Source organism: Mesorhizobium sp. WSM4828 (assembly GCF_055811175.1).
The window spans coordinates 1-20,051 of sequence record NZ_JBVVQK010000003.1 but is presented as its reverse complement, the minus strand read 5'-3'; the positions used below and the strand labels follow the sequence as shown (position 1 = coordinate 20,051).

The window sequence follows — 20,051 nt, the reverse complement described above, 5'->3', positions numbered from 1 at the left end:
TGGTCAGCGGGAGTGCGCCCTATTTCGCCTGGGCCGTCAGGATCTTGAGCGCGAAGGCCGAAAAAACTCCGGCAAAGAGATAGTCGACGACGCGCGTCACGCGCGGGCTGGATTTCATCGCGGCCGAGAATTTTTCCGCCGCCAGCACCATCGGCGCCGTCACCGGGATCGCCAGCACGACGAACATCGCGCCGAGGAAGAACAGCTTTCCCGGCGCGTTGGGATCATGCGCGGAGACGAATTGCGGCAGGAAGGTCATGAAGAACAGGATGATCTTCGGGTTGAGCAGATTGACCCCGAGCCCCGCCGCCCAGCTGCGGAACAGCGAGATCTGCGGCCCGCTCTTCTTCTCCGGCGAAAACGCCGACCCTTTTGTGATCGCCTGCCAGGCCAGGAAGACCAGATAGCCGGCGCCGAAAATCTTCAGCACGAAGAACGCCATCGGCGAGGCGACGATCAGCGCCGAGACGCCGACCACCACCAGCGTGGTGTGGATCAGCGTGCCGCACAAGGCGCCGGCCATCGAGGCAAAGCCGGTGGCGCGGCCCTGGCTCAGCGTGCGCGACACGAACAGCGTCATATCAGGCCCAGGCGTGATCGCCAGGATCAAGGTGGCGATGGAGAACTGGATCAGCGTGGTGGTGTCGGGAATGAAGGACATGGCTCGTCTCGGTGCGGCAAAAGACGGCGCAGCCATACCGCAAGAGCCGTATTCTCGCCAGCCTCTGGGAGATGCAGCATCTGGTCCGGGCATCGTTCGTCCCTTGCGCTGGCCTAAAACGCCGTGATACCTCGCCCGCGAAGAACCCCTGTCGCGGAACCGCCCACCATGTCGAAAGCAAAAGCCGTCAAGAAAGTCGTGCTCGCCTATTCCGGCGGCCTTGACACCTCGATCATCCTGAAATGGCTGCAGACCGAGCTCGGCGCCGAGGTCGTCACCTTCACCGCCGATCTAGGCCAGGGTGGCGAACTGGAGCCGGCTAGGCGCAAAGCCGAGATGATGGGCATCAAGGATATCCGCATCGTCGATGTCCGCGAGGAATTCGTATCCGATTTCGTCTTTCCGATGTTCCGCGCCAACGCTGTCTATGAAGGCACGTATCTGCTCGGCACCTCGATCGCCCGGCCGTTGATCTCCAAGCACCTTGTCGAGATCGCCAGGGAGACCGGCGCCGATGCGATCGCCCATGGCGCCACCGGCAAGGGCAACGACCAGGTGCGTTTCGAGCTCTCCGCCTATGCACTCAATCCCGACATCAAGGTCATCGCGCCCTGGCGCGACTGGTCGTTCAAGTCGCGCACCGATCTCATCAATTTCGCCGAGCAGCACCAGATCCCGGTGCCGAAGGACAAGAAGGGCGATGCGCCTTTCTCGGTCGACGCTAACCTGCTGCATTCGTCTTCCGAGGGCAAGGTGCTGGAAGACCCATGGAGCGAGCCGCCGGAATTCGTCCACCAGCGCACCATCTCGCCGATGGATGCGCCGGATGAGGTCACCGAGATCGAGATCGAATTCCTCAAGGGCGACCCGGTTGCGCTCAACGGCAAGAAACTGTCTCCGGCAACGATGCTGGCGACGCTGAACGATCTCGGCCGCGACAACGGCATTGGCAGGCTAGATCTGGTCGAGAACCGTTTCGTCGGCATGAAATCGCGCGGCGTCTACGAGACCCCCGGCGGCACCATTCTGATATCGGCCCACCGGGCGATCGAATCGATCACGCTCGACCGCGGAGCCGCCCATCTCAAGGACGAGTTCATGCCGCGCTATGCCGAGCTCATCTACAACGGCTTCTGGTTCGCGCCCGAGCGGCTGATGCTGCAGGCCATGATCGACAAGAGCCAGGAAGACGTCGAAGGCACGGTGCGGCTGAAGCTCTACAAGGGCAACGTCATTGTCACCGGCCGCAAGTCGAGGAAGACGCTCTATTCCGACGCGCTGGTCACCTTCGAGGACGACCGCGGCGCCTACGATCAGAAGGATGCCGAAGGCTTCATCCGCCTCAACGCGCTCAGGCTGCGCACGCTGGCGGCGCGTAGTCGTAAAGGCTAAGTATAAATAATGTCGGAAGTGATCTGGGTTTCGCGGATATATGTAAATACAATGCTAATGTAGTTTCAGCTAATTATAACAGCCAAAGTTATGGTAGCCCAAGCCTTTTCTGCTTGACCTCCCGGTTGGATTACCGAACTGTCGTTTCGGGCACTGGGGGATTAACATGAGAATTGGCTTTTTAGTTCTGTCAGCGATGATCGCTGCGTTGGCCGGTTGTCAGACCGGACAAGATCCTGCGACGACGACGGGTCCCGAGGCAGCATTCGACCGATGCGTGAGCAAGATGGCGATAACAAACGTCTCTGCCAAGCATGAAATCGCTGCTTTCATGGGCGTTTCAATGGAACGTATGCCGGCTCTCTTTTGTCGACGGCTGGTCAATGCAGCGGTCAGCGGCCGAATCACCTTCTCCGACATCAACAGCCTTCAGCTTAATCAATCCACCGACATCTGGAACGTCATCAAGGGCAGGTGACCAACCGGACGTGGCCTGCCACACGGGTTTGTTTCCGAGAACGATCAATCTGGCCGCGAAATGCTCTGGAGATCGAAAAAAGCCCGGCGCGTGGCCGGGCTTTCTGCCGATTAGATTTTTCTATCAGTCGGCATCGATCGCCGTGGCCATGCGGGCGATGGCCTGTTGATAGACGCTCGCCGAATTCCAGCCAGCAATTGCGCCGATATTTGCCTGCGCGCTGGCGCCCGGCCGCCAACCATGACCCTTGAGGAAGTTGGCGGTAGAAGCCAACGCAGTGGCCTTGTCGCGCAGGTTTTTGTTGCCTACGCCATACGTCAAAACATTTCCGGGCAGGAACTGCGTGTGGCCGATCTCGCCATGCGCGGCACCGACGGACGAGGCGCTCAACGCTCCGCGATCGACCAGCTTCAGGGCTGCAATGGCATGCGGGTAGAAGAACTCCGGACGGCGGCAGTCATAGGCCAGCGTCAAAATGGCAGAGACCGTGTTCTGGTTGCCCATGGCGGAACCGAAGCCCGTCTCCATGCCCCAGATGGCGAGCAACACACCCGGTGACACGCCGTAATTCTGTTCGATCTTGTCGAACAGCGCAGCATTCGCCTTCTTTAGCGCACGGCCCCTGGCGATGATTGCGGACGCGCCACGACGCTTCATGAAAGCCTCTACCGAGCCGCTGAAAGCCTTATGGATGGCGCGGTCGACGGAGATCGTCTTTGTCGCGTAGGTTGCGCGAGCCAGAGCGGCCAGACCCTTCGAGCCGACACCGTCGGCCTTCGCCTCCGCGGCGAACTCCGGTTTCCACGCCTCGAAGCCGGCGCCGCTCTTGCCACAGCTGGCCGCCGCCTGCGCGCCCGTCGCCAGCGCAAGCACCGCCACCACCGTGGCCACTACAAACATTTTCCCCTTGGCAAGAAATGCCATGCTGCTCTCCTGGTTGCCTGAATCACGTTCCCAATTGCGAACTTGCCTGCGAAACACCTGCTTGTCACTGCCCCGGCGCCACGCCGATGCACTCAATACAGCAGGAACCTCAAATCCACCACACTGGCGGACGCCCGGGAATTTGCCTACGATCAAGTAATTATTGTGGCGGGGACAGAATAAGCATGGAAGACGTTGATGTCGTGATCATCGGCGCCGGTTCAGCCGGGCTTTCGGCTGCCAAGACCCTGCGCGCCGCCGGTTTTTCCTTCAAATTGTTGGAAGCGATGAACCGCATTGGCGGCCGCGCCTGGACCAGCGACCAGCATTTCGGCGTGCCGTTCGACATCGGCTGCGCCTGGCTGCATGCCGCGGACCGCAATCCCTACTTTCCCGAGGCGAAGGCCGCCGCCTGGACGCTTCATCACCACGACATGAATGTCGATCATCTCTATTACCGCGAGCGAAAGGCAAGCGAAGCCGAAGAGGCCGCGATGAATGTGGCCGACGCAAGGCTGTTCGAGCTGGTGGCGGCACATCAGGTGAGGGAAAACGACGACGACCGCCTGTCGGCATTGCTCGCCAAGGGACACGCGCCGCGCGCCGCCGCAACCTTCGCCGGGCCGATGGATTTCGGCGCCGACGAGGACGAGATATCGATCCGCGACTTTCAGGCCGCCGCCGACCTCGATCCGAACTATTTCACCAGGGAAGGCTTCGGTACGCTGGTTGCCCGCTTCGGTGCCGATGTGCCGGTGGAACTGTCGACGCCGGTGCGCAAGATCGTCTGGGATGGGCCGGGCGTAGCCTGCGTCACCGATCGCGGTACCATCCGCGCCAAGGCGGTCATCGTCACTGCCTCGCCGGCAGTGCTCGCTTTCGAGGAGATTGCGTTCTCGCCTGCACTCCCCGATGCGCATTTCGCCGCCCTCTTCGACCTGCCGATGGGCATGCTGACCAAGCTGCCGGTCGAAATATCCGGTACCAGGCTCGGCCTGGAGCCGTTCGACGATTTGCTGATCGAGCGGTTGGCCCGGCACGACATCTACTTCCTCTGCTTTCCCTTCGATCTCGATTTGATGGTGGGTTTCGTCGGCGGCGATTTCGCTTGGGAGATGTCGGCGGCGGGCGAGGCGGCCGGCATCGACTTCGTCGTCGACCGGCTCTGCGGCATCTTTGGCGGCGACATACGAAAGCATGTCGGACGCGCAATGATGACCAATTGGGGCGCTGAACGGTTCGTGCGCGGCGCCTATGCGGCGGCGCGGCCCGGCCGCTGGCAAGCGCGAGCCACGCTGATGCAGCCGGTGGCGGAAAAGATCTTCTTCGCCGGCGAGCATTTGGCCGGTCCGCTGATGCAGACCTGCGGCGGCGCCAGATTGTCGGGCGAGGCAGTGGCCAAGGAGGTCGTCGCCCAGCTTGCGGCAAAATAGCATCTGCCGGCAGGAACGTGGGCAGCTGACAGGCGTTTGGCCTTCTCCTGCTTGTATCGTCCTCCGCATTTCGAATGATTCGAGACGCCAATGAAGCTTTTCGACTGCCCGCATTGCGGCCACCGTCTCTATTTCGAGAACGCGCAATGCCTGAACTGCGCCAGCCTCGTGCTCTACGATCCCGAGCATGCGCGCTTCGCGCTGTCCGGCGCCGACGTCTTCCATTGCACCAATGCCGACGAGTGCGCCTGCAACTGGATGGCGGAGCCCGGCCACGCCTTCTGCCGCGCCTGTGCGCTGAACCAGCTGATCCCGGATCTGTCGGTCGACGGCAACCGCCGCCGCTGGATCCGTGTTGAGGCGGCAAAGAAGCGTGCCGTCTATTCGCTGCTCGCCTTCGGCCTGCCGGTCGCATCCAAGCAGGACGTTGGCGACGAGACCGGTCTCGCTTTCGATTTTCTTGCCGATCCGATCGGCGGCGGTCCGGGCGGCGAACGTATCCTGACCGGCCACGACAACGGCCGGATCACGCTCAACGTCGCCGAGGCGGATTCGGCAGAGCGCGAGCGGCGACGCGTCGAGATGGGCGAGAACTACCGCACGCTGCTCGGCCATTTCCGCCATGAGCTCGGCCATTATTACTGGGACCGCCTGATCCGCGACGATCCGCAAAAGCTTGCCGGTTTTCGCGCTTTGTTCGGCGACGAGCGCGCCGACTACGAACAGGCGCTGAAGACCTATTATGCCGATGGCGCGCCGCCCGACTGGCAGCAGCGCCATATTTCGGCCTATGCGACGTCGCACCCATGGGAGGACTGGGCCGAGACATGGGCGCATCACATGCACATCACCGACACGCTGGAGATGGTGCATGCTCTGAATTTCCCGCTCGGTCGGCTGGAGACCGTCGAAGCCAACGAGCTGCCGCGCGCCGATACCGGCGGCGAGCTGCAGCCGGCACCATCGGAACCCGCCGCCAGGCCGGAGCCTTTCGAAAGAATCCTCGACCGCTGGCTGGTGCTGTCGGAGGCGTCCAACTCGATCAACCGCTGCATGGGCCTGCCCGATCTCTATCCCTTCGTCATCTCGGACGTGGCGGCGCAAAAACTTGCTTTTGTTCACGAGCTTTTGACCGACCTGCCGAAAACGACTGGAACAAATCGTGAGCCGGCCGAAGCCTTTTAGCCGGAACGCATGCGGCTTTGCTTCGTTTTCCGTCCCAAGGGACTGTGAAACGGAGAGAAGACCATGAAACGCATATTGTTTCCGGCGGTGGCCGGAGCGCTCATAGCGATGTCGGGTTCTGCTTTGGCCGACACCGCAGTCTCGGCCATCACTGATCTCAATGTACGCGCCGGCCCCGGCCCGCAATATCCGGTCATCGGCGTGCTCGCGGCCGGCCAGTCGGCGACGCTCGACGGCTGCATCGCCAACAGCAAATGGTGCACCATCGCCGAGGCCAACGGCCAGGGCTGGGTCTATTCCGACTATGTGACGGCCGATTTCGGCGGCAGCCGCGTGGTCCTGACGCAGCGTCCGGCCAGTGCCGACATTGCCGTCGTGACGCCGCCCGCCGGTAGCGTCGAATATTCCGACAGCTATACCGGAGCGATCGTCGCCGGCGAGGCGATCGAGCCTATCCGGAGACCGCCGGCCGAGATCCGTACCTATGTCCGTACGCATCGGCTCGATCCGGTCTATCTCGAGGGCGAGGTGGTGACGGGCGCGACGTTGCCTGACACCGTCGAGTTGCGCGAGATTCCGGACTATGATTACCGCTACGTCTATGTGAACGGCCAGCCGGCACTGGTCGATCCGGGCAGCCGGCGTATCGTGTACGTCGTGCGCTGACGATACAAACAGGGCGGTCGCCCTGTAATGGCGGCCGCTCGCACTCCCGACATTGCCACAGACCGGTATTGCCGCTGCAATACCGGTTTCCACATTAGGGCCGATGTTCTAGACCTTGCGAGCCGAAGCACCAGCCAGCGAGCCCGCGTGACGATCGACCCAACCGCCTTCCAACTGTACCGGCACACCGCCAACAACAAGAGCACTTTGCCGCGGCTTCTGCTTGGAACGGCGGTCGTCATCCTGTTCTGGCTCGGAACCACTGCCGCCGTGCTGTTCGGCGGCGCCTATGCCTTTGCCGTTTGGCAGGCGTCGTCTGGCACCGCCCCGCCAGGTGGAGGAGCGGTGCAGGATTTCATGGCCTCTCCAGCGGGCATCCTGGCGGCGCTGGCTTCATTTGCCGGAATCTGGCTCGGCCTTTGGGCTGCCATGCGCTGGATCCATCGCGAGAAGCTGACCGCCCTGATCGGCGTCAGCCGGCGCATTTCGTGGACGGGGTTCCTGAAAGGGCTGGCCGCGGTGCTGATCACCTCGCTGCTTTCCGAGATCCTGCTTTATGGTTTGCAGCCCGACATCACGCGCGGCGCGATCGGCCTGTCCTCGTGGCTTTTGTTCCTGATCCCGATCGCCGCCCTGACCTTTCTGCAGACCTCGTCGGAGGAGATGCTGTTTCGCGGTTATCTGCTTAGGGGTCTGGCGAGGCGGTTCCAGAACCCTTTCATCTGGGCGCTGCTGCCGGGATTGCTGTTCACCTCGCTGCACTGGAGCCCAGGTTCGAGCGCTGCCATCAATGCCTGCGTGCTGGCCTCGATCGCCGCCTTTGCGCTGTTGCTGACGCTTCTGGTCTATGCAACCGGCAATCTCGGTGCCGGCTTCGGCGCCCATCTCGGCAACAATCTGACCGGCTTCCTGCTGATTTCGCATCAGCAAAGCTATAATTCCTTCGCCCTGTTCAACGCCAAGCCGCTCGAAGCCGCCGGCTGGACGACTTTAGATGCCGCCCTCATCGCTGCGATAGGGATCGTCAGCAGCCTGTTGACCGTTCTGCTGCTTTTGCATCCGCGCTCGCCGCTGAAGGTCGAGCCGGATATGGTGCGCGCCGGCAGCGTGCGCTGATGCGCCTTGCTTGGCCGTCCTGAGGATATTTGGCGCAAAGCTGACCAAAGCTTGACTCCGCGGCCGATTTCCTGTCTACACGCCGCGAATTCCGCGACGAGTATTCCTCCGAGCAAACCGACCGGGACGCCGAAACCTCTTTGAGGTGAAGTGCTGTAAATCGATCCCGGAGGCCAACACCCGGCAGCGCTGTGCGCCCCCGGGTGCTTTTTGGCTTTGGGCTTTGCCCGGACCGGCTTTTGCTTGGACAGTTGGCGCGAACGCATTACCTCTCGGGCATCATCCGGGTGCCAGGGAAAAGGAAAAAGAATGTTTGAATCGCGACAGGAACGCACAAGAGGCGTTGAGGGCCATCGGCCCGACAGGGATCAAAATGAATCCAAGGCGCTGTCGCGCGGCGGGTTGACCAATGTTTGAGTCCCTACAAGAGCGCCTTGGCTCCATCCTGAACGGCCTCACCGGCCGCGGCGCCTTGTCGGAGGCTGATGTCTCGGCGGCGCTGCGCGAGGTGCGCCGTGCGTTGCTCGAGGCCGACGTGGCGCTGGAAGTGGTGCGTTCCTTTACCGACAAGGTGCGCGAGAAGGCCGTCGGCGCCGCCGTGGTCAAGTCGATCAAGCCCGGCCAGATGGTCGTCAAGATCGTCCATGACGAGCTGGTCGAAATGCTCGGCGCCGAGGGCGTCGCCATCGACCTCAACGCACCGGCTCCGGTCGTCATCATGATGGTCGGCCTGCAGGGTTCCGGCAAGACGACGACCTCGGCCAAGATCGCCAGGCGCCTCACCGACCGTCAAAACAAGAAGGTTTTGATGGCCTCGCTCGACACGCGGCGTCCCGCCGCGCAAGAGCAGCTCCGCCAGCTCGGCGAGCAGGTCAAGGTCGCCACATTGCCGATCGTCGCCGGCCAGACGCCGGTCGATATCGCCCGCCGCGCCGTGCAGGCAGCCAAGCTCGGCGGCCATGACGTCGTCATCCTCGACACCGCCGGCCGCACCCATATCGACGAGCCGTTGATGGTCGAGATGGCCGACATCAAGAAGATGTCGTCGCCGCACGAGATCCTGCTGGTCGCCGATTCGCTGACCGGCCAGGACGCCGTCAATCTGGCAAAAAGCTTCGACGAGCGCGTCGGCATCACCGGCCTCGTGCTGACCCGCATGGACGGCGACGGCCGCGGTGGTGCGGCGCTCTCGATGCGTGCCGTCACCGGCAAGCCGATCAAGCTGATCGGCACCGGCGAAAAGATGGACGCGCTGGAGGAATTCCACCCCAAGCGCATCGCCGACCGCATCCTCGGCATGGGCGACATCGTCAGCCTCGTCGAAAAGGCAGCCGAGAACATCGACGCCGAACAGGCGGCGGCGATGGCCAGGAAGATGCAGTCGGGCAAGTTCGACCTGAACGACCTCGCCGGCCAGCTTCAGCAAATGTCGAAAATGGGCGGCATGGGCGGCATCATGGGCATGATGCCCGGCATGGGCAAGATGAAGGACCAGATGGCCGCCGCCGGTCTCGACGACAAGATGTTCGGCCGCCAGCTCGCCATCATCTCGTCGATGACCAAGGCCGAGCGCGCCAACCCCGATATTCTGAAACACTCGCGCAAGAAACGCATCGCGGCCGGCTCCGGCACCGACGCGGCCGAAATCAATAAGTTGCTGAAGATGCATCGCGGCATGGCCGACATGATGAAGGCGATGGGCGGCAAGGGCAAAGGCGGCGGCCTGATGCGCGGCATGATGGGCGGGCTCGCTTCCAAGATGGGGCTCGGCGGCATGATGCCTGGCGGCCCAGGCGGTCCCGGAGGCGGCATGATGGGCGGCGGCATGCCGGATCTCTCCAAGATGGACCCCAAGCAGCTCGAAGCCTTGCAGAAGCAGGCCCAGGCGGCCGGGCTCGGCGGCATGAAGGGCTTGCCCGGTGGTCTTCCCGGCGGCGGTGGCCTGCCTGGGCTGCCCGGCGGCATGAAACTTCCCGGCCTGCCGGGCGGTGGCGGGCTGCCTGGCCTCGGCAAGAAGAAGTGAGGGCGCCATGAACGAAGAGAAGGACATGGCGGACGCGCGTGCGGCGCTGGCCAATTATCGCGCCTCAATCGACAACATCGACGCGGCGCTGATCCACATGCTGGCCGAGCGCTTCCGCTGCACCAAGGCAGTCGGCGTGCTGAAGGCGGAACACGGCCTGCCGCCTGCCGACCCGGCGCGCGAGCAGCAGCAGATCGCCCGTCTTCGCCAACTGGCGAAGGACGCCCATCTCGACCCGGATTTCGCGGAGAAATTCCTGAACTTCGTCGTCCGCGAAGTGATCCGCCATCACGAGCAGATCGCCGCATCCAACGGCGTGACGAAACCGGCTGAAGACCAGCCACCAACCGATCAACCAGATCAGAGCTTTTAGGAGAAAAGAAATGCCACTGAAAATCCGATTGGCCCGTGCGGGCTCGAAGAAGCGTCCCTATTACCATGTCGTCGTCGCCGACGCGCGTTCGCCGCGCGACGGCCGTTTCATCGAGTCGCTCGGCTCGTGGAATCCGCTGCTGCCCAAGGACGGCGAACGCGTCAAGGTTGACGCCGAGCGCGTCAAGCATTGGCTGGCGCACGGCGCCCAGCCGACCGACCGCGTGCTGCGCTTCCTCGATGAAGCCGGCATCGCCAAGCGCGAAGTCCGCTCCAACCCGAAGAAGGCCGAGCCCGGCAAGAAGGCGCAGGAGCGCGCAGCCTTGCTGAAGAAGGCGCAGGAGGATGCCGCCGCCGCCGTTGCCGCCGCTGCAGCCGCGCCGGCCGAGGCGGAAGCCGCCAGCGCTGAATAAATCATCTCTACAACCACGAAACGGCGGGCCTTGCCCGCCGTTTTGCTGTTCATCCGCATGGTGCGGCCCGATCAGTAGCCCTCTGGGCAGCTCGCAACGTACACACGACCGTTACGATCGCGATAACGGCACTGGCCGCTTTCGCTGGCACGGCCGATCAGCGCACCGGCCAAGGCGCCGGCCGCACCGCCGATCACCGCGCCCTTGGTCGGGTTGCCGGCCACCGCAGCGCCGACCGCCGCACCGCCCAGGCCACCAACGGCCGCGCCTTGCTCAGTACGGGAACAGGCACCGAGCGGCACCAGCAGGGCCATCAAGATCATCACCTTTTTCATTGTCGTTCCTCTCCAACAGGGTGCCGTCCTCGCCGCTGCACCCCCTAACTCGCAACCAGGCGATTTGATCCAAAGAAGAAGATCGGCTGCCGCCCGGCGGCGCTCAATTTGATCCAAAGAGTAGAAAAGCGGCGGCGGACCACACCCTCTCCGGCGGCGTGGCCACCATCGAACGGCTTTCGAAGTCGCCACTATTGGCTGAACGGGATCAGCGCACGCACCCTTGGATCGCGCAGATACAGGCCACCCCAGAGGATGGCGCCGAGATAGACGCCGAACAGTATATGCGAGAACAAAGGGCTACCGATACGCACATGCGTGGCGACGGCGCCGCCGAGATAGGCGGTGAGCAGGATGGCACCGAGCACCGAGGTGCGTGGCAGCGCGTAAAGCACGGTCGAAACCAATCCAATGATGCCGAGCATGCGCGAGACATTGGCATCGGCCGGCCAGCCGAGTTGCACCATGGTCTGGGTGACGATTTCGAGTGGCGGCAGCTTGATGACGCCGTCGAAGATCATGAACAGCACGATGACGGCGCTGAGCGCGCGGCCGGCCCACACGGCACGCGGCGAGACGGGTGCTGCCTGAGACATGGTCATTGATGTTCCCTCCGGCCGTGGTGAGCACTGGCTCTTTCGCCAGCTCGAACCAAGGACGCGGCCCATGGCGGCGATCCGACATGCCTCCAGTTCTTTTTCACTCCGGCGACCTCGGATGTGCAAGTTCAGCCGGCAACCAACCTGGCCAGGTCCACCTTGCGTGGTGAGGTGGAGGGCGTTATTGAAAATCCGTAGGGGTGTCTTCCGACGCTCGACGGCAGCAGCCGCCTGATCGCACGACGAAAGCAACCGATGGCCGGAGAGACCGACCTGAAAAAGTTGCTGGCGGCAATGACGCCGGAATTGCTTGCCGGCGTTCATGTCTTCACCACGTTGCCACCCGATGCGCCCGTTCCCGACAGGCTCCACCCGGTGATGCTATTTCGCGAGCGCGAGGGCATGACGCTGATCGTGCTTGAAGACCAGGCCAAGGCCGCTGGCCTGAAACCGGTGTTCCGCTGCCGGATGCTGACGCTGAACATCCATTCGTCGCTGGAAGCGGTCGGCTTCCTCGCCGCCATCACCGCTCGGCTGGCCGCCGCCGGCATCGGGGTCAATCCGGTCTCGGCCTTCTACCACGATCATCTGTTCGTGCCCGCCGACCGGGCGGAGAAGGCGCTGGAGTTGTTGTTGGACCTGGCGGAGGAGAACCGGCTGTGACACCGGCGCCTTGCTGCCTATTTGAGACGCCTGTGCTGCCCCTCATCCGCCTGCCGGCACCTTCTCCCCGTGAACGGGAAGAAGGGCGCTAACGGCCGAAGGCCGAGCCCGCGACTGCGGGCCGCCGGTTATCCGGCGCCGCCCGCGGAGGGCCAGCCGCGAAGCGGCGATGCGGCCCGTGAGCGAAACAACGGCCGAAGGCCGAGCCCGCGACTGCGGGCCGCCGGCTTTCCGGCGCCCCCGCGGAGGGCCAGCCGCGTAGCGGCGATACGGCCGTGAGCGAAAAGTTATGCTGCCTTCTTCTTCGGCTGGATCAGCCCGCGCTCGACCAGCAGCTCGGCGATCTGCACCGCATTGAGTGCCGCGCCCTTGCGCAGATTGTCGGAGACGATCCACATCGACAGGCCGTTGTCGATGGTCGAGTCCTCGCGGATGCGCGAGATGAAGGTGGCGTCCTCACCGGCCGATTCCAGCGGTGTGATGTAGCCGCCGTCCTCGCGCTTGTCGATGACCTGGCAGCCCGGCGCCTCGCGCAGGATCTCGCGCGCCTCATCGGCGGTGATCGGCTTCTCGAACTCGATGTTGACCGCTTCCGAATGGCCGATGAACACCGGCACTCGCACGCAGGTCGCCGTCAGTTTGATCTTGGGGTCGAGCATTTTCTTGGTCTCGGCCACCATCTTCCACTCTTCCTTGGTGAAGCCGTCGTCGAGGAAGACGTCGATATGCGGGATGACGTTGAAGGCGATACGCTTGGTGAACTTCTTGACGTCGACCTGGTCGGCGACGAACACCGCGCGCGTCTGCGTGAACAATTCGTCCATGCCTTCCTTGCCGGCGCCGGAGACCGACTGATAGGTGGCGACGACAACACGCTTGATGGTGGCCGCGTCATGCAGCGGCTTCAGCGCCACGACCAGCTGCGCCGTCGAGCAGTTCGGGTTGGCGATGATGTTCTTGCGCGTGAACAGCGAGATCGCATCCGGGTTCACTTCCGGAACGATCAGCGGCACGTCCTGGTCGTAACGGAAGGCCGACGAATTATCGATGACGACGCAGCCCTGCTTGCCGATCTTCGGCGACCATTCCTTGGAGACGTTGCCGCCGGCCGACATGATGCAGATGTCGGTGTCTGAAAAATCATATTGGTCGAGCGCCCTGACCTTTAGCGTGCGGTCGCCGAACGACACTTCCGTGCCCTGGCTGTGCCGCGAAGCCAGCGCCACCACCTCGCTCACCGGAAAGCCGCGCTCTTCCAGTATGTTGAGCATTTCCCGGCCCACATTGCCCGTGGCGCCGACGATCGCTACCTTGAAACTCATCAGAAATCTCCTGTCCCTCTCCACTCGGTTTCTGGAGAAAACCCGCCGGCCGATGCGGGTTTCAACCCCCGGGCCGGACCCGGGAGAGGGTGGTTAGGCCAAGGGAATCAGACCGTTTTGGTGGTCGTTTTGCCGGTTTTTTTGAGCAACAACGTGATTTTGCTGGAACGAGGAGACGCAGCGACGCGCCCGGCCCGATGGTTCGCATCGGGGCCGGAGATGTCGAATGCAAGGAGCGCCATCAGAAGGCCGCGCATCGAAAACTATCCCGTTCGGTGCCGGCTTTTACGCGGTTTGCGTCCAGAGTCAATCGCAACCAGGCCGACCGCCCGCCCTGTACAATGACGGCGGCACCAAGTACGAACGAGCATCGTCTGGCTCGTGGCGCCCGTCCGTGGCGCTTGCCGACATTTGACCCGTCGCCGGGTATTTAAGAATCCGGATTCCGAAAGAGTAAGATGCCCAACTTCGAAGCTATTGTTCCCGCACTGGCAAGGGCGCTGGAAAAACGCGGCTATGTCGAGCTGACGCCGGTGCAGAAGGCGGTTCTCGAGCTTGGTCAGGCCGATGCGCTGGTTTCGGCCCAGACCGGCTCCGGCAAGACCGTCGCTTTCGGCCTGGCGTTGGCGCCGACCCTCCTCGATGGCGCGGAGCGCTTTTCCCATGCCGCGGCACCCCTGGCGCTGGCCGTGGCGCCGACGCGGGAGCTGGCCCTGCAGGTGACGCGCGAGCTGGAATGGCTCTACGAACTGACCGGCGCCACGGTGGCGTCCTGCGTCGGCGGCATGGACATGCGCACCGAGCGGCGCGCGCTGGAGCGCGGCGCCCATATCGTCGTGGGCACGCCCGGCCGCCTGCGCGACCACATCACCCGCAATTCGCTCGACATGTCGGCGCTCAAGGCAGTGGTGCTCGACGAGGCCGACGAGATGCTCGATCTCGGCTTTCGCGAGGATCTGGAATTCATCCTCGATGCTGCCCCGGCCGAGCGCCGCACGCTGATGTTTTCCGCCACTGTGCCGCGCTCTATCGCCACTCTGGCCAAGGGCTACCAGCGCGATGCCGTGCGCATCTCGGCCTCCGGCGAGGAAAAGCAGCATCTCGACATCGAATACCGGGCGCTGAGCGTCGCCCAGGCGGACCGCGAAAACGCCATCATCAACGTGCTGCGCTTTTACGAAGCCAAGAATGCCCTGGTGTTCTGCAACACCCGCGCCGCCGTCAACCATTTGACGGCGCGCTTCAACAACCGCAACTTTTCCGTCGTGGCGCTGTCCGGCGAGCTTAGCCAGAACGAGCGCAGTCATGCGCTGCAGGCGATGCGCGACGGCCGCGCAAAGGTCTGCATCGCCACCGACGTCGCGGCACGCGGCATCGACCTGCCCAATCTCGAGCTGGTGATCCATGCCGACCTGCCGACCAACCCGGAGACGCTCCTGCACCGAAGCGGGCGAACCGGGCGGGCGGGCCGCAAGGGCGTCAGCGCGCTGATCGTGCCCAATAATGCCCGCAAGCGCACCGAGCGGCTGCTGCAAAGTGCCGGCCTTGCGGCAACCTGGGCGAGCCCGCCGTCGGCCGACGACGTGATACGGCGCGACGACGAGCGCATTCTCGCTGATCCGGTCTTCAGCGAGCCTATGAAGGATGAGGAGCGCGGCTTCGTCCAGGCGCTTCTCGATCAGCACGGACCCGAACAGGTCGCCGCCGCCTTCGTGCGGATGTGCCGCTCCAGCCGCTCGGCGCCAGAGGACCTTCTCGACGTGGCGCCGTTCACGCCGTCGGGCGAAAAATTTGCGCGCCGGGACGAGCAGCCTGGCCGCCGCGACGATTTCGGCGACAGCGTCTGGTTCTCGCTGTCGGTGGGACGCCGGCAGAATGCCGAGCCGCGCTGGCTGATCCCGATGCTGTGCCGGACAGGCGGCATTTCCAAGCGCGAGATCGGTGCCATCAAGATGCAGCCGGAGGAAACCTTCGTGCAGATCGCGGCGGACTGGGCCGAGCGCTTCCTCGCTGCGATCGGTCCCGACCGCAAGCTGCAGGGCAACATTGCGGTTAAGCGGCTGGACGGCACGCCGGATTTGTCGCGGGCCGGCTACCAGGAACCACGGCCCGACAAGAAGCCGCACCGCGGCAAGCGCACCTTCGATCAGAACGCGCCCAAGTTGGAGAAGCGCGCACCGGCCGACCAGCGCCCGGCATTCGAGGCAAAGCCCTGGGCCGGGAAACCGGCCAAGGCGAAGTTCGAAGGCGGACCGGCGAAACACAAGAAATCGAAGAAACGGCCGGGATAGTAGGGTGGCGATCTGCTTCGCGATGTCCCTTGCGGTCTGCCCCAACTTTGAACAGTCTGGGCCGGGGCAATCGGGGGCAAAACATGCGCGGCGAAGTTCTTCATTACGACGAAGACCAGGGTTTCGGTTTCATCACCGGAGCCGACGGCAACCGCTACACTTTGGCGCGCGAAGATTTGCGCCGCGAAGCATCGGTTGCCGGGGGCACGACCGTCGAATTCCAGCCGGCTGGCGGACGGGCTCGCGATGTTTTTTCGATCCGCGCCCAACCTGCCAGTGCGCCCGCCGACGCCTCCCCTGCAGCCGCCGCGCCATCTCAGGCCGGCAATGCGCAAGCGGCACATCATCCGCAACATTTCGGCCGTTCCGCTGAAACCGGTCCGGCCGAATCCGCCGGCCTGTGGAACTATTTCTGGCTGGGCCTGACCGAGAATTACTTCAACTTCGCCGGCCGTGCCCGCCGCAAGGAATATTGGGGCTATTGCCTGTTCTGGACGATCGCGCTGATCGTGATGATAGGATTCGGCGTCTTCATCGACAATGCCCTGGGCAATCTCGACAACAGTGAACTGCCGGCAGTGACGGTCGGCCTCTCCGGCCTCTTCCTGCTGGCGACAGCCCTGCCGTGGTTCGGGCTCAACGTGCGTCGCCTGCACGATATCGGCCTGACCGGCTGGCTCTTCCTGCTTTTCCTGATCCCGACCTTCGGCACCGTGATCATTCTGATCTTTGCGCTGATCCCGACCCAGCCGCGCGAAAACCAATGGGGTCCGGTGCCGGCGGGTGTCAGGGTTTAGCCGGAGCATCCCTCCACTTCGTCATCCCAGGGCGGAGCAAGGAGCGAAGCGACGCGGCGCAGACCCTGGGATCCATGCCGTTACCTCGCGGCAGTGCGCCTGCGGACCAGAACCGTACACTACCACCCCGTTCCGCGAAAAGTTCGAACCACTCGGGATTGGTTTTCTCGATCAGTTCGATCTTCCATTGACGTGGCCAGCGCTTCAGCGACTTCTCGCGCTGGATGGCGTCACGAATGTCGAAATGTTCCTCGTACCAGACCAGACGCTGCACGCCGTAACGGCTGGTGAATCGCGAACCTTCGCCAGATTTGTGCTCCGGCATGCGGCGGCCGAGATCGTTGATGACGCCGATATAGATCGTGCCGCGCTTCTGGCTCGCGGTCATGTAGGCATAGCCGGTCATGGTTGAAGGGTATCTGGCGCCGGTGCCGACACAAGTGCCGTTCTGAACCGCTGCATTCTTCGACTGAGGTAACGGCATGGATCCCAGGGTCTCCGCGACGGAGCTTCGCTCCTGCTTCGCCCAGGGATGACGAAGGCGTGGGAGCTTACGGCTAATCGCAGATGTTGGAGATTGGCGGCTGGAGATGATCCGACAACTCCCGGCCACAATCCCTCTTTCAGGCTCAACGCATTAGATCATCTGCGTGCAGAGGCACCAGTTGCGGCATCCCCGGTCGTCGCCCAGCGGACGTCGACCGCCATAGGATCAGCCCAGGAACTTGGCGATGATCGCGTCGCCCATCTCAGCGGTGCCGACCTCGGTCATCCCCGGCGAATGAATATCCCTGGTGCGCAAGCCCTGGTCGAGAACGGCGGCGATCGCGCCTTCCAGCCGGTCGGCCTCTTCGACCATGCCGAAGGAATAGCGCATGCACATGGCGAAGGAGGCGATCATGGCGATCGGATTGGCGATGCCCTTGCCGGCAATGTCGGGCGCCGAGCCGTGCACCGGCTCGTAGAGCGCCTTGCGCTTTTTTGTCTTCGCATCCGGCGCGCCGAGCGAGGCCGACGGCAGCATGCCGATCGAGCCGGTCAGCATGGCGGCGATGTCGGACAGCATGTCGCCGAACAGATTGTCGGTGACGATGACGTCGAACTGCTTCGGCCAGCGCACCAGCTGCATGCCGCCGGCATCGGCCAACATGTGATCGAGCTTGACGTCGGCATACCTGGCCTTGTGCGTCTGGGTGACGACCTCGTTCCACAGCACGCCTGACTTCATCACATTGCGCTTTTCCATCGAGGTGACATGATTCTTGCGCGTGCGCGCCAATTCGAAGGCAACGCCCGAAATACGCTCGATCTCGAACGTATCGTAGACTTGAGTGTCGATGCCGCGCTTCTGGCCGTTGCCGAGGTCGATGATCTGCTTCGGCTCGCCGAAATAGACGCCGCCGGTGAGCTCGCGCACGATCAGGATATCGAGACCCTCGACCACCTCCTGCTTGAGCGAGGAGGACGCCGCCAGCGCCGGATAGCAAATGGCGGGTCGAAGATTGGCAAACAGCTCCATGTCCTTGCGCAGCCGCAGCAGACCCGCCTCCGGACGCACCTCGTAAGGCACCGCATCCCATTTCGGCCCGCCGACGGCGCCGAACAGCACCGCGTCCGCCGCCATTGCCTTGGCCATGTCGGCATCGGAGATCGCTGCGCCGTGCGCGTCGTAGGCGCAGCCGCCGACCAGCCCCTCGTCGGTGACGAAATCGCTGCCGAACCTGTCGTTCATGGCGGCGATCAATTTCTTCACCTCGGCCATCGCCTCGGGGCCGATGCCGTCGCCGGCAAGCAGGAGAAGATTTTTCGAAGCCATGAGAACCGTCCCGATTGTTTTAGCGCATGAACGCGGCCTTGCTAAACGCCAAGCGGCCGGCGCGCAAGCCTGCGGTTCAGAGCATCGGACCCAAAAGCGGAAACCGGTTTTGGGAAAATCCGGTGCTCAAGACAAATCGCCTACAGATGAGAGAGAATGTTGACCAGCCTGCCGAACGGGTCGCGTACGAAGAAGCGCCGCACACCCCAGGGTTCGTCCGCGGGCCCGTATTCGATGGCAAAGCCGGCCGTCCTCATGCTTTCAAGCGCGGCATCGACGTCGTCGACCTCGATCGACAGGTCAGGCACCGGCGTTCCTGATCCCCCTTCGGCCATGAAACTGACCTGCACGGACATCGTCTCTTGCGAGCCATAGGTAGCGATCCAGCCCATATCCATCTTGAGATGGAGACCGAGCACATCCTGATAGAAGGGTTTTGCCGCCGCGATATCCTGCGTGTCTATGTTTGCAACCATGCGTCTGACCTTCACCATGGGCCGATCCTCGTTCTAACCGTGTCGTTGTCGCAACCGTGACAGGCATCAGGCTGTGCGCCGCAGCGCCGTCACCTCGATCTCGATCTTCATTTCCGGCTTGCTGAGCTGGCACACGATCATCGTTGCTGCCGGCCTGATCTCGCCAAACGCCTCGCCGAGGATCGGGAACACCACATCCACGAAAGCCGCATCGGTGATGTAGTAATGTGCCCGCACCACGTCGGCCATTTCGAAACCGCCATCGGCGAGCGCCTTGGCGATCGTTGCCAGGCAATTGCGCGTTTGTGCCTCGACGGTCTCCGGCATCGACATGGTCGCATAATCGTAGCCGGTCGTTCCGGACACGAAACACCAGTCGCCCTGCACCACGGCGCGCGAATAGCCGGCGGTCTTCTCGAAGGGCGAACCGGTGGAGATCAGTTTTCGCATGGTGTCCTCCGATGGTTGTGAGTATTTTGCAGGGACGACGCCGATCCCGCCATGGGCCAACACAGATGGATAGGCGGTGCAACATCTTTGATGTCGGCGGGACGGCCTTCTGCCGGGCGTTCGTCGTTCGGAAAGTCAGGCAATTAACTTCACCTTCGCTACGCGGACCACTCCTTACCCCGCTAGGGGAGGTCGGCAGCTTCGACGGCCGCTGCAATTTCTGCTTGCATTGAGGAACAAAAACAGAACTATATAAGTATCCGCGAGGGCAGTCGTAGTAACTCCGGGGGAGGATAAGAACCATGTCATGCCGCACCGGCGCGCTGGCGCGCGCATTTGCAGGGCTTTTGCGTGTGCCGCTGTTGGCGCTGTTCCTCGCGGGGATTGTGGTGCTTAGCGCAATGAGCAGTTCGGCACACGCCGCCGGCAAGGATTATGCTGCCTGTTTCAGCGACGGCAAGGTCGGCGCCGACGAGCAGATCGCCGCCTGCACCGCTATTGCCGAGGACAGCGAGGAGATCCCCGATCTGCGCGTGAACGCCTATTTCGTGCGCGGCCTAGCCTAGTTTCCGTCCGCAAACGACAAGCGTTTGATTTTGTTAGCTGAATCGCATCTTTGCGCGAGCAAGGCCCGGCGGT

The 20,051-nt window shown here is 63.1% G+C and carries 23 protein-coding genes; 13 read left to right on the top strand and 10 right to left on the bottom strand.

Annotated elements, in window-relative coordinates; genetic code table 11:
• Positions 1-19 precede the first annotated feature (19 nt).
• Positions 20-661 (bottom strand): LysE family translocator, encoded by a 642-nt coding sequence (locus tag AC0L2X_RS04795; protein WP_352491664.1) that lies wholly within the window; start codon positions 659-661, stop codon positions 20-22.
• 168 nt (positions 662-829) lie between these two features.
• Here AC0L2X_RS04795 and AC0L2X_RS04790 point away from each other — a divergent pair, with 168 nt between their 5' ends.
• Both AC0L2X_RS04790 and AC0L2X_RS04785 read left to right on the top strand, forming a co-directional pair.
• A complete protein-coding gene (locus tag AC0L2X_RS04790; protein ID WP_352491665.1) occupies positions 830-2,053 on the top strand; it encodes an argininosuccinate synthase in 1,224 nt (407 codons plus the stop codon).
• A gap of 166 nt (positions 2,054-2,219) precedes the next feature.
• Entirely contained in the window at positions 2,220-2,531 is a 312-nt protein-coding gene (locus AC0L2X_RS04785) for a hypothetical protein (protein WP_352491666.1), read from the top strand.
• 123 nt (positions 2,532-2,654) lie between these two features.
• Here AC0L2X_RS04785 and AC0L2X_RS04780 read toward each other — a convergent pair whose 3' ends face one another.
• Entirely contained in the window at positions 2,655-3,455 is an 801-nt protein-coding gene (locus AC0L2X_RS04780; RefSeq protein ID WP_352491737.1) for a lytic murein transglycosylase, read from the bottom strand.
• 185 nt (positions 3,456-3,640) lie between these two features.
• Here AC0L2X_RS04780 and AC0L2X_RS04775 point away from each other — a divergent pair, with 185 nt between their 5' ends.
• From AC0L2X_RS04775 to rpsP, 7 genes are all read left to right on the top strand, one after another.
• Positions 3,641-4,888: a flavin monoamine oxidase family protein gene (locus AC0L2X_RS04775; protein WP_473599301.1), complete on the top strand. Its 1,248-nt coding sequence runs from the start codon at positions 3,641-3,643 to the stop codon at positions 4,886-4,888.
• 90 nt (positions 4,889-4,978) lie between these two features.
• On the top strand, positions 4,979-6,073 hold the full coding sequence (locus AC0L2X_RS04770; protein WP_473553765.1) for a zinc-binding metallopeptidase family protein: 1,095 nt from the start codon (positions 4,979-4,981) through the stop codon (positions 6,071-6,073).
• Positions 6,074-6,136: 63 nt separating this feature from the next.
• Positions 6,137-6,739: a DUF1236 domain-containing protein gene (locus AC0L2X_RS04765; RefSeq protein WP_473599300.1), complete on the top strand. Its 603-nt coding sequence runs from the start codon at positions 6,137-6,139 to the stop codon at positions 6,737-6,739.
• A gap of 147 nt (positions 6,740-6,886) precedes the next feature.
• A complete protein-coding gene (locus AC0L2X_RS04760) occupies positions 6,887-7,855 on the top strand; it encodes a lysostaphin resistance A-like protein (RefSeq protein ID WP_473599299.1) in 969 nt (322 codons plus the stop codon).
• A 409-nt stretch (positions 7,856-8,264) separates the two neighbouring features.
• Complete coding sequence (gene ffh / locus AC0L2X_RS04755; RefSeq protein ID WP_352867800.1) at positions 8,265-9,878, top strand: signal recognition particle protein; 1,614 nt, start codon at positions 8,265-8,267, stop codon at positions 9,876-9,878.
• Positions 9,879-9,885: 7 nt separating this feature from the next.
• On the top strand, positions 9,886-10,251 hold the full coding sequence (locus AC0L2X_RS04750; protein WP_473599298.1) for a chorismate mutase: 366 nt from the start codon (positions 9,886-9,888) through the stop codon (positions 10,249-10,251).
• A gap of 10 nt (positions 10,252-10,261) precedes the next feature.
• Positions 10,262-10,663, top strand: a complete 402-nt coding sequence (gene rpsP / locus AC0L2X_RS04745; protein ID WP_473599297.1) for a 30S ribosomal protein S16 — start codon at positions 10,262-10,264, stop codon at positions 10,661-10,663.
• Positions 10,664-10,734: 71 nt separating this feature from the next.
• On the opposite strand, the gene AC0L2X_RS04740 is transcribed toward rpsP, so the two are convergent.
• A complete protein-coding gene (locus tag AC0L2X_RS04740; RefSeq protein ID WP_023680734.1) occupies positions 10,735-10,998 on the bottom strand; it encodes a YMGG-like glycine zipper-containing protein in 264 nt (87 codons plus the stop codon).
• 191 nt (positions 10,999-11,189) lie between these two features.
• Entirely contained in the window at positions 11,190-11,600 is a 411-nt protein-coding gene (locus tag AC0L2X_RS04735; protein WP_473599296.1) for a DoxX family protein, read from the bottom strand.
• A gap of 252 nt (positions 11,601-11,852) precedes the next feature.
• Between AC0L2X_RS04735 and AC0L2X_RS04730 the strand changes: the two genes are divergently transcribed.
• Positions 11,853-12,260, top strand: coding sequence for an ACT domain-containing protein (locus AC0L2X_RS04730; protein ID WP_352566668.1), 408 nt, complete (start codon positions 11,853-11,855; stop codon positions 12,258-12,260).
• 287 nt (positions 12,261-12,547) lie between these two features.
• On the opposite strand, the gene AC0L2X_RS04725 is transcribed toward AC0L2X_RS04730, so the two are convergent.
• Positions 12,548-13,582 carry an aspartate-semialdehyde dehydrogenase gene (locus AC0L2X_RS04725; protein WP_473599295.1) on the bottom strand — a complete coding sequence of 345 codons (1,035 nt, stop codon included), beginning with the start codon at positions 13,580-13,582 and terminating at the stop codon, positions 12,548-12,550.
• A gap of 107 nt (positions 13,583-13,689) precedes the next feature.
• Positions 13,690-13,839 carry a hypothetical protein gene (locus tag AC0L2X_RS04720; RefSeq protein ID WP_473599294.1) on the bottom strand — a complete coding sequence of 50 codons (150 nt, stop codon included), beginning with the start codon at positions 13,837-13,839 and terminating at the stop codon, positions 13,690-13,692.
• Positions 13,840-14,040: 201 nt separating this feature from the next.
• Between AC0L2X_RS04720 and AC0L2X_RS04715 the strand changes: the two genes are divergently transcribed.
• Together AC0L2X_RS04715 and AC0L2X_RS04710 are read left to right on the top strand one after the other, a co-directional pair.
• Entirely contained in the window at positions 14,041-15,873 is a 1,833-nt protein-coding gene (locus AC0L2X_RS04715; protein ID WP_473599293.1) for a DEAD/DEAH box helicase, read from the top strand.
• An 83-nt stretch (positions 15,874-15,956) separates the two neighbouring features.
• On the top strand, positions 15,957-16,670 hold the full coding sequence (locus AC0L2X_RS04710) for a DUF805 domain-containing protein (protein WP_473599292.1): 714 nt from the start codon (positions 15,957-15,959) through the stop codon (positions 16,668-16,670).
• On the opposite strand, the gene AC0L2X_RS04705 is transcribed toward AC0L2X_RS04710, so the two are convergent.
• The 4 genes from AC0L2X_RS04705 to AC0L2X_RS04690 form a co-directional block, all read right to left on the bottom strand.
• Positions 16,660-17,076: a GIY-YIG nuclease family protein gene (locus AC0L2X_RS04705; protein ID WP_473553780.1), complete on the bottom strand. Its 417-nt coding sequence runs from the start codon at positions 17,074-17,076 to the stop codon at positions 16,660-16,662. The genes AC0L2X_RS04710 and AC0L2X_RS04705 overlap by 11 nt on opposite strands.
• A gap of 306 nt (positions 17,077-17,382) precedes the next feature.
• The gene (gene leuB, locus AC0L2X_RS04700) at positions 17,383-18,486 is read right to left on the bottom strand and encodes a 3-isopropylmalate dehydrogenase (RefSeq protein WP_473599291.1); all 1,104 of its coding nucleotides are present in this window, start codon (positions 18,484-18,486) and stop codon (positions 17,383-17,385) included.
• Positions 18,487-18,626: 140 nt separating this feature from the next.
• Positions 18,627-18,977, bottom strand: coding sequence for a VOC family protein (locus AC0L2X_RS04695; protein WP_473599430.1), 351 nt, complete (start codon positions 18,975-18,977; stop codon positions 18,627-18,629).
• Between the two features lie 51 nt (positions 18,978-19,028).
• Positions 19,029-19,412 (bottom strand): RidA family protein, encoded by a 384-nt coding sequence (locus AC0L2X_RS04690; protein WP_473599290.1) that lies wholly within the window; start codon positions 19,410-19,412, stop codon positions 19,029-19,031.
• Positions 19,413-19,714: 302 nt separating this feature from the next.
• Between AC0L2X_RS04690 and AC0L2X_RS04685 the strand changes: the two genes are divergently transcribed.
• Positions 19,715-19,978, top strand: coding sequence for a hypothetical protein (locus AC0L2X_RS04685; RefSeq protein WP_473599289.1), 264 nt, complete (start codon positions 19,715-19,717; stop codon positions 19,976-19,978).
• The last annotated feature ends 73 nt before the right edge of the window (positions 19,979-20,051 follow it).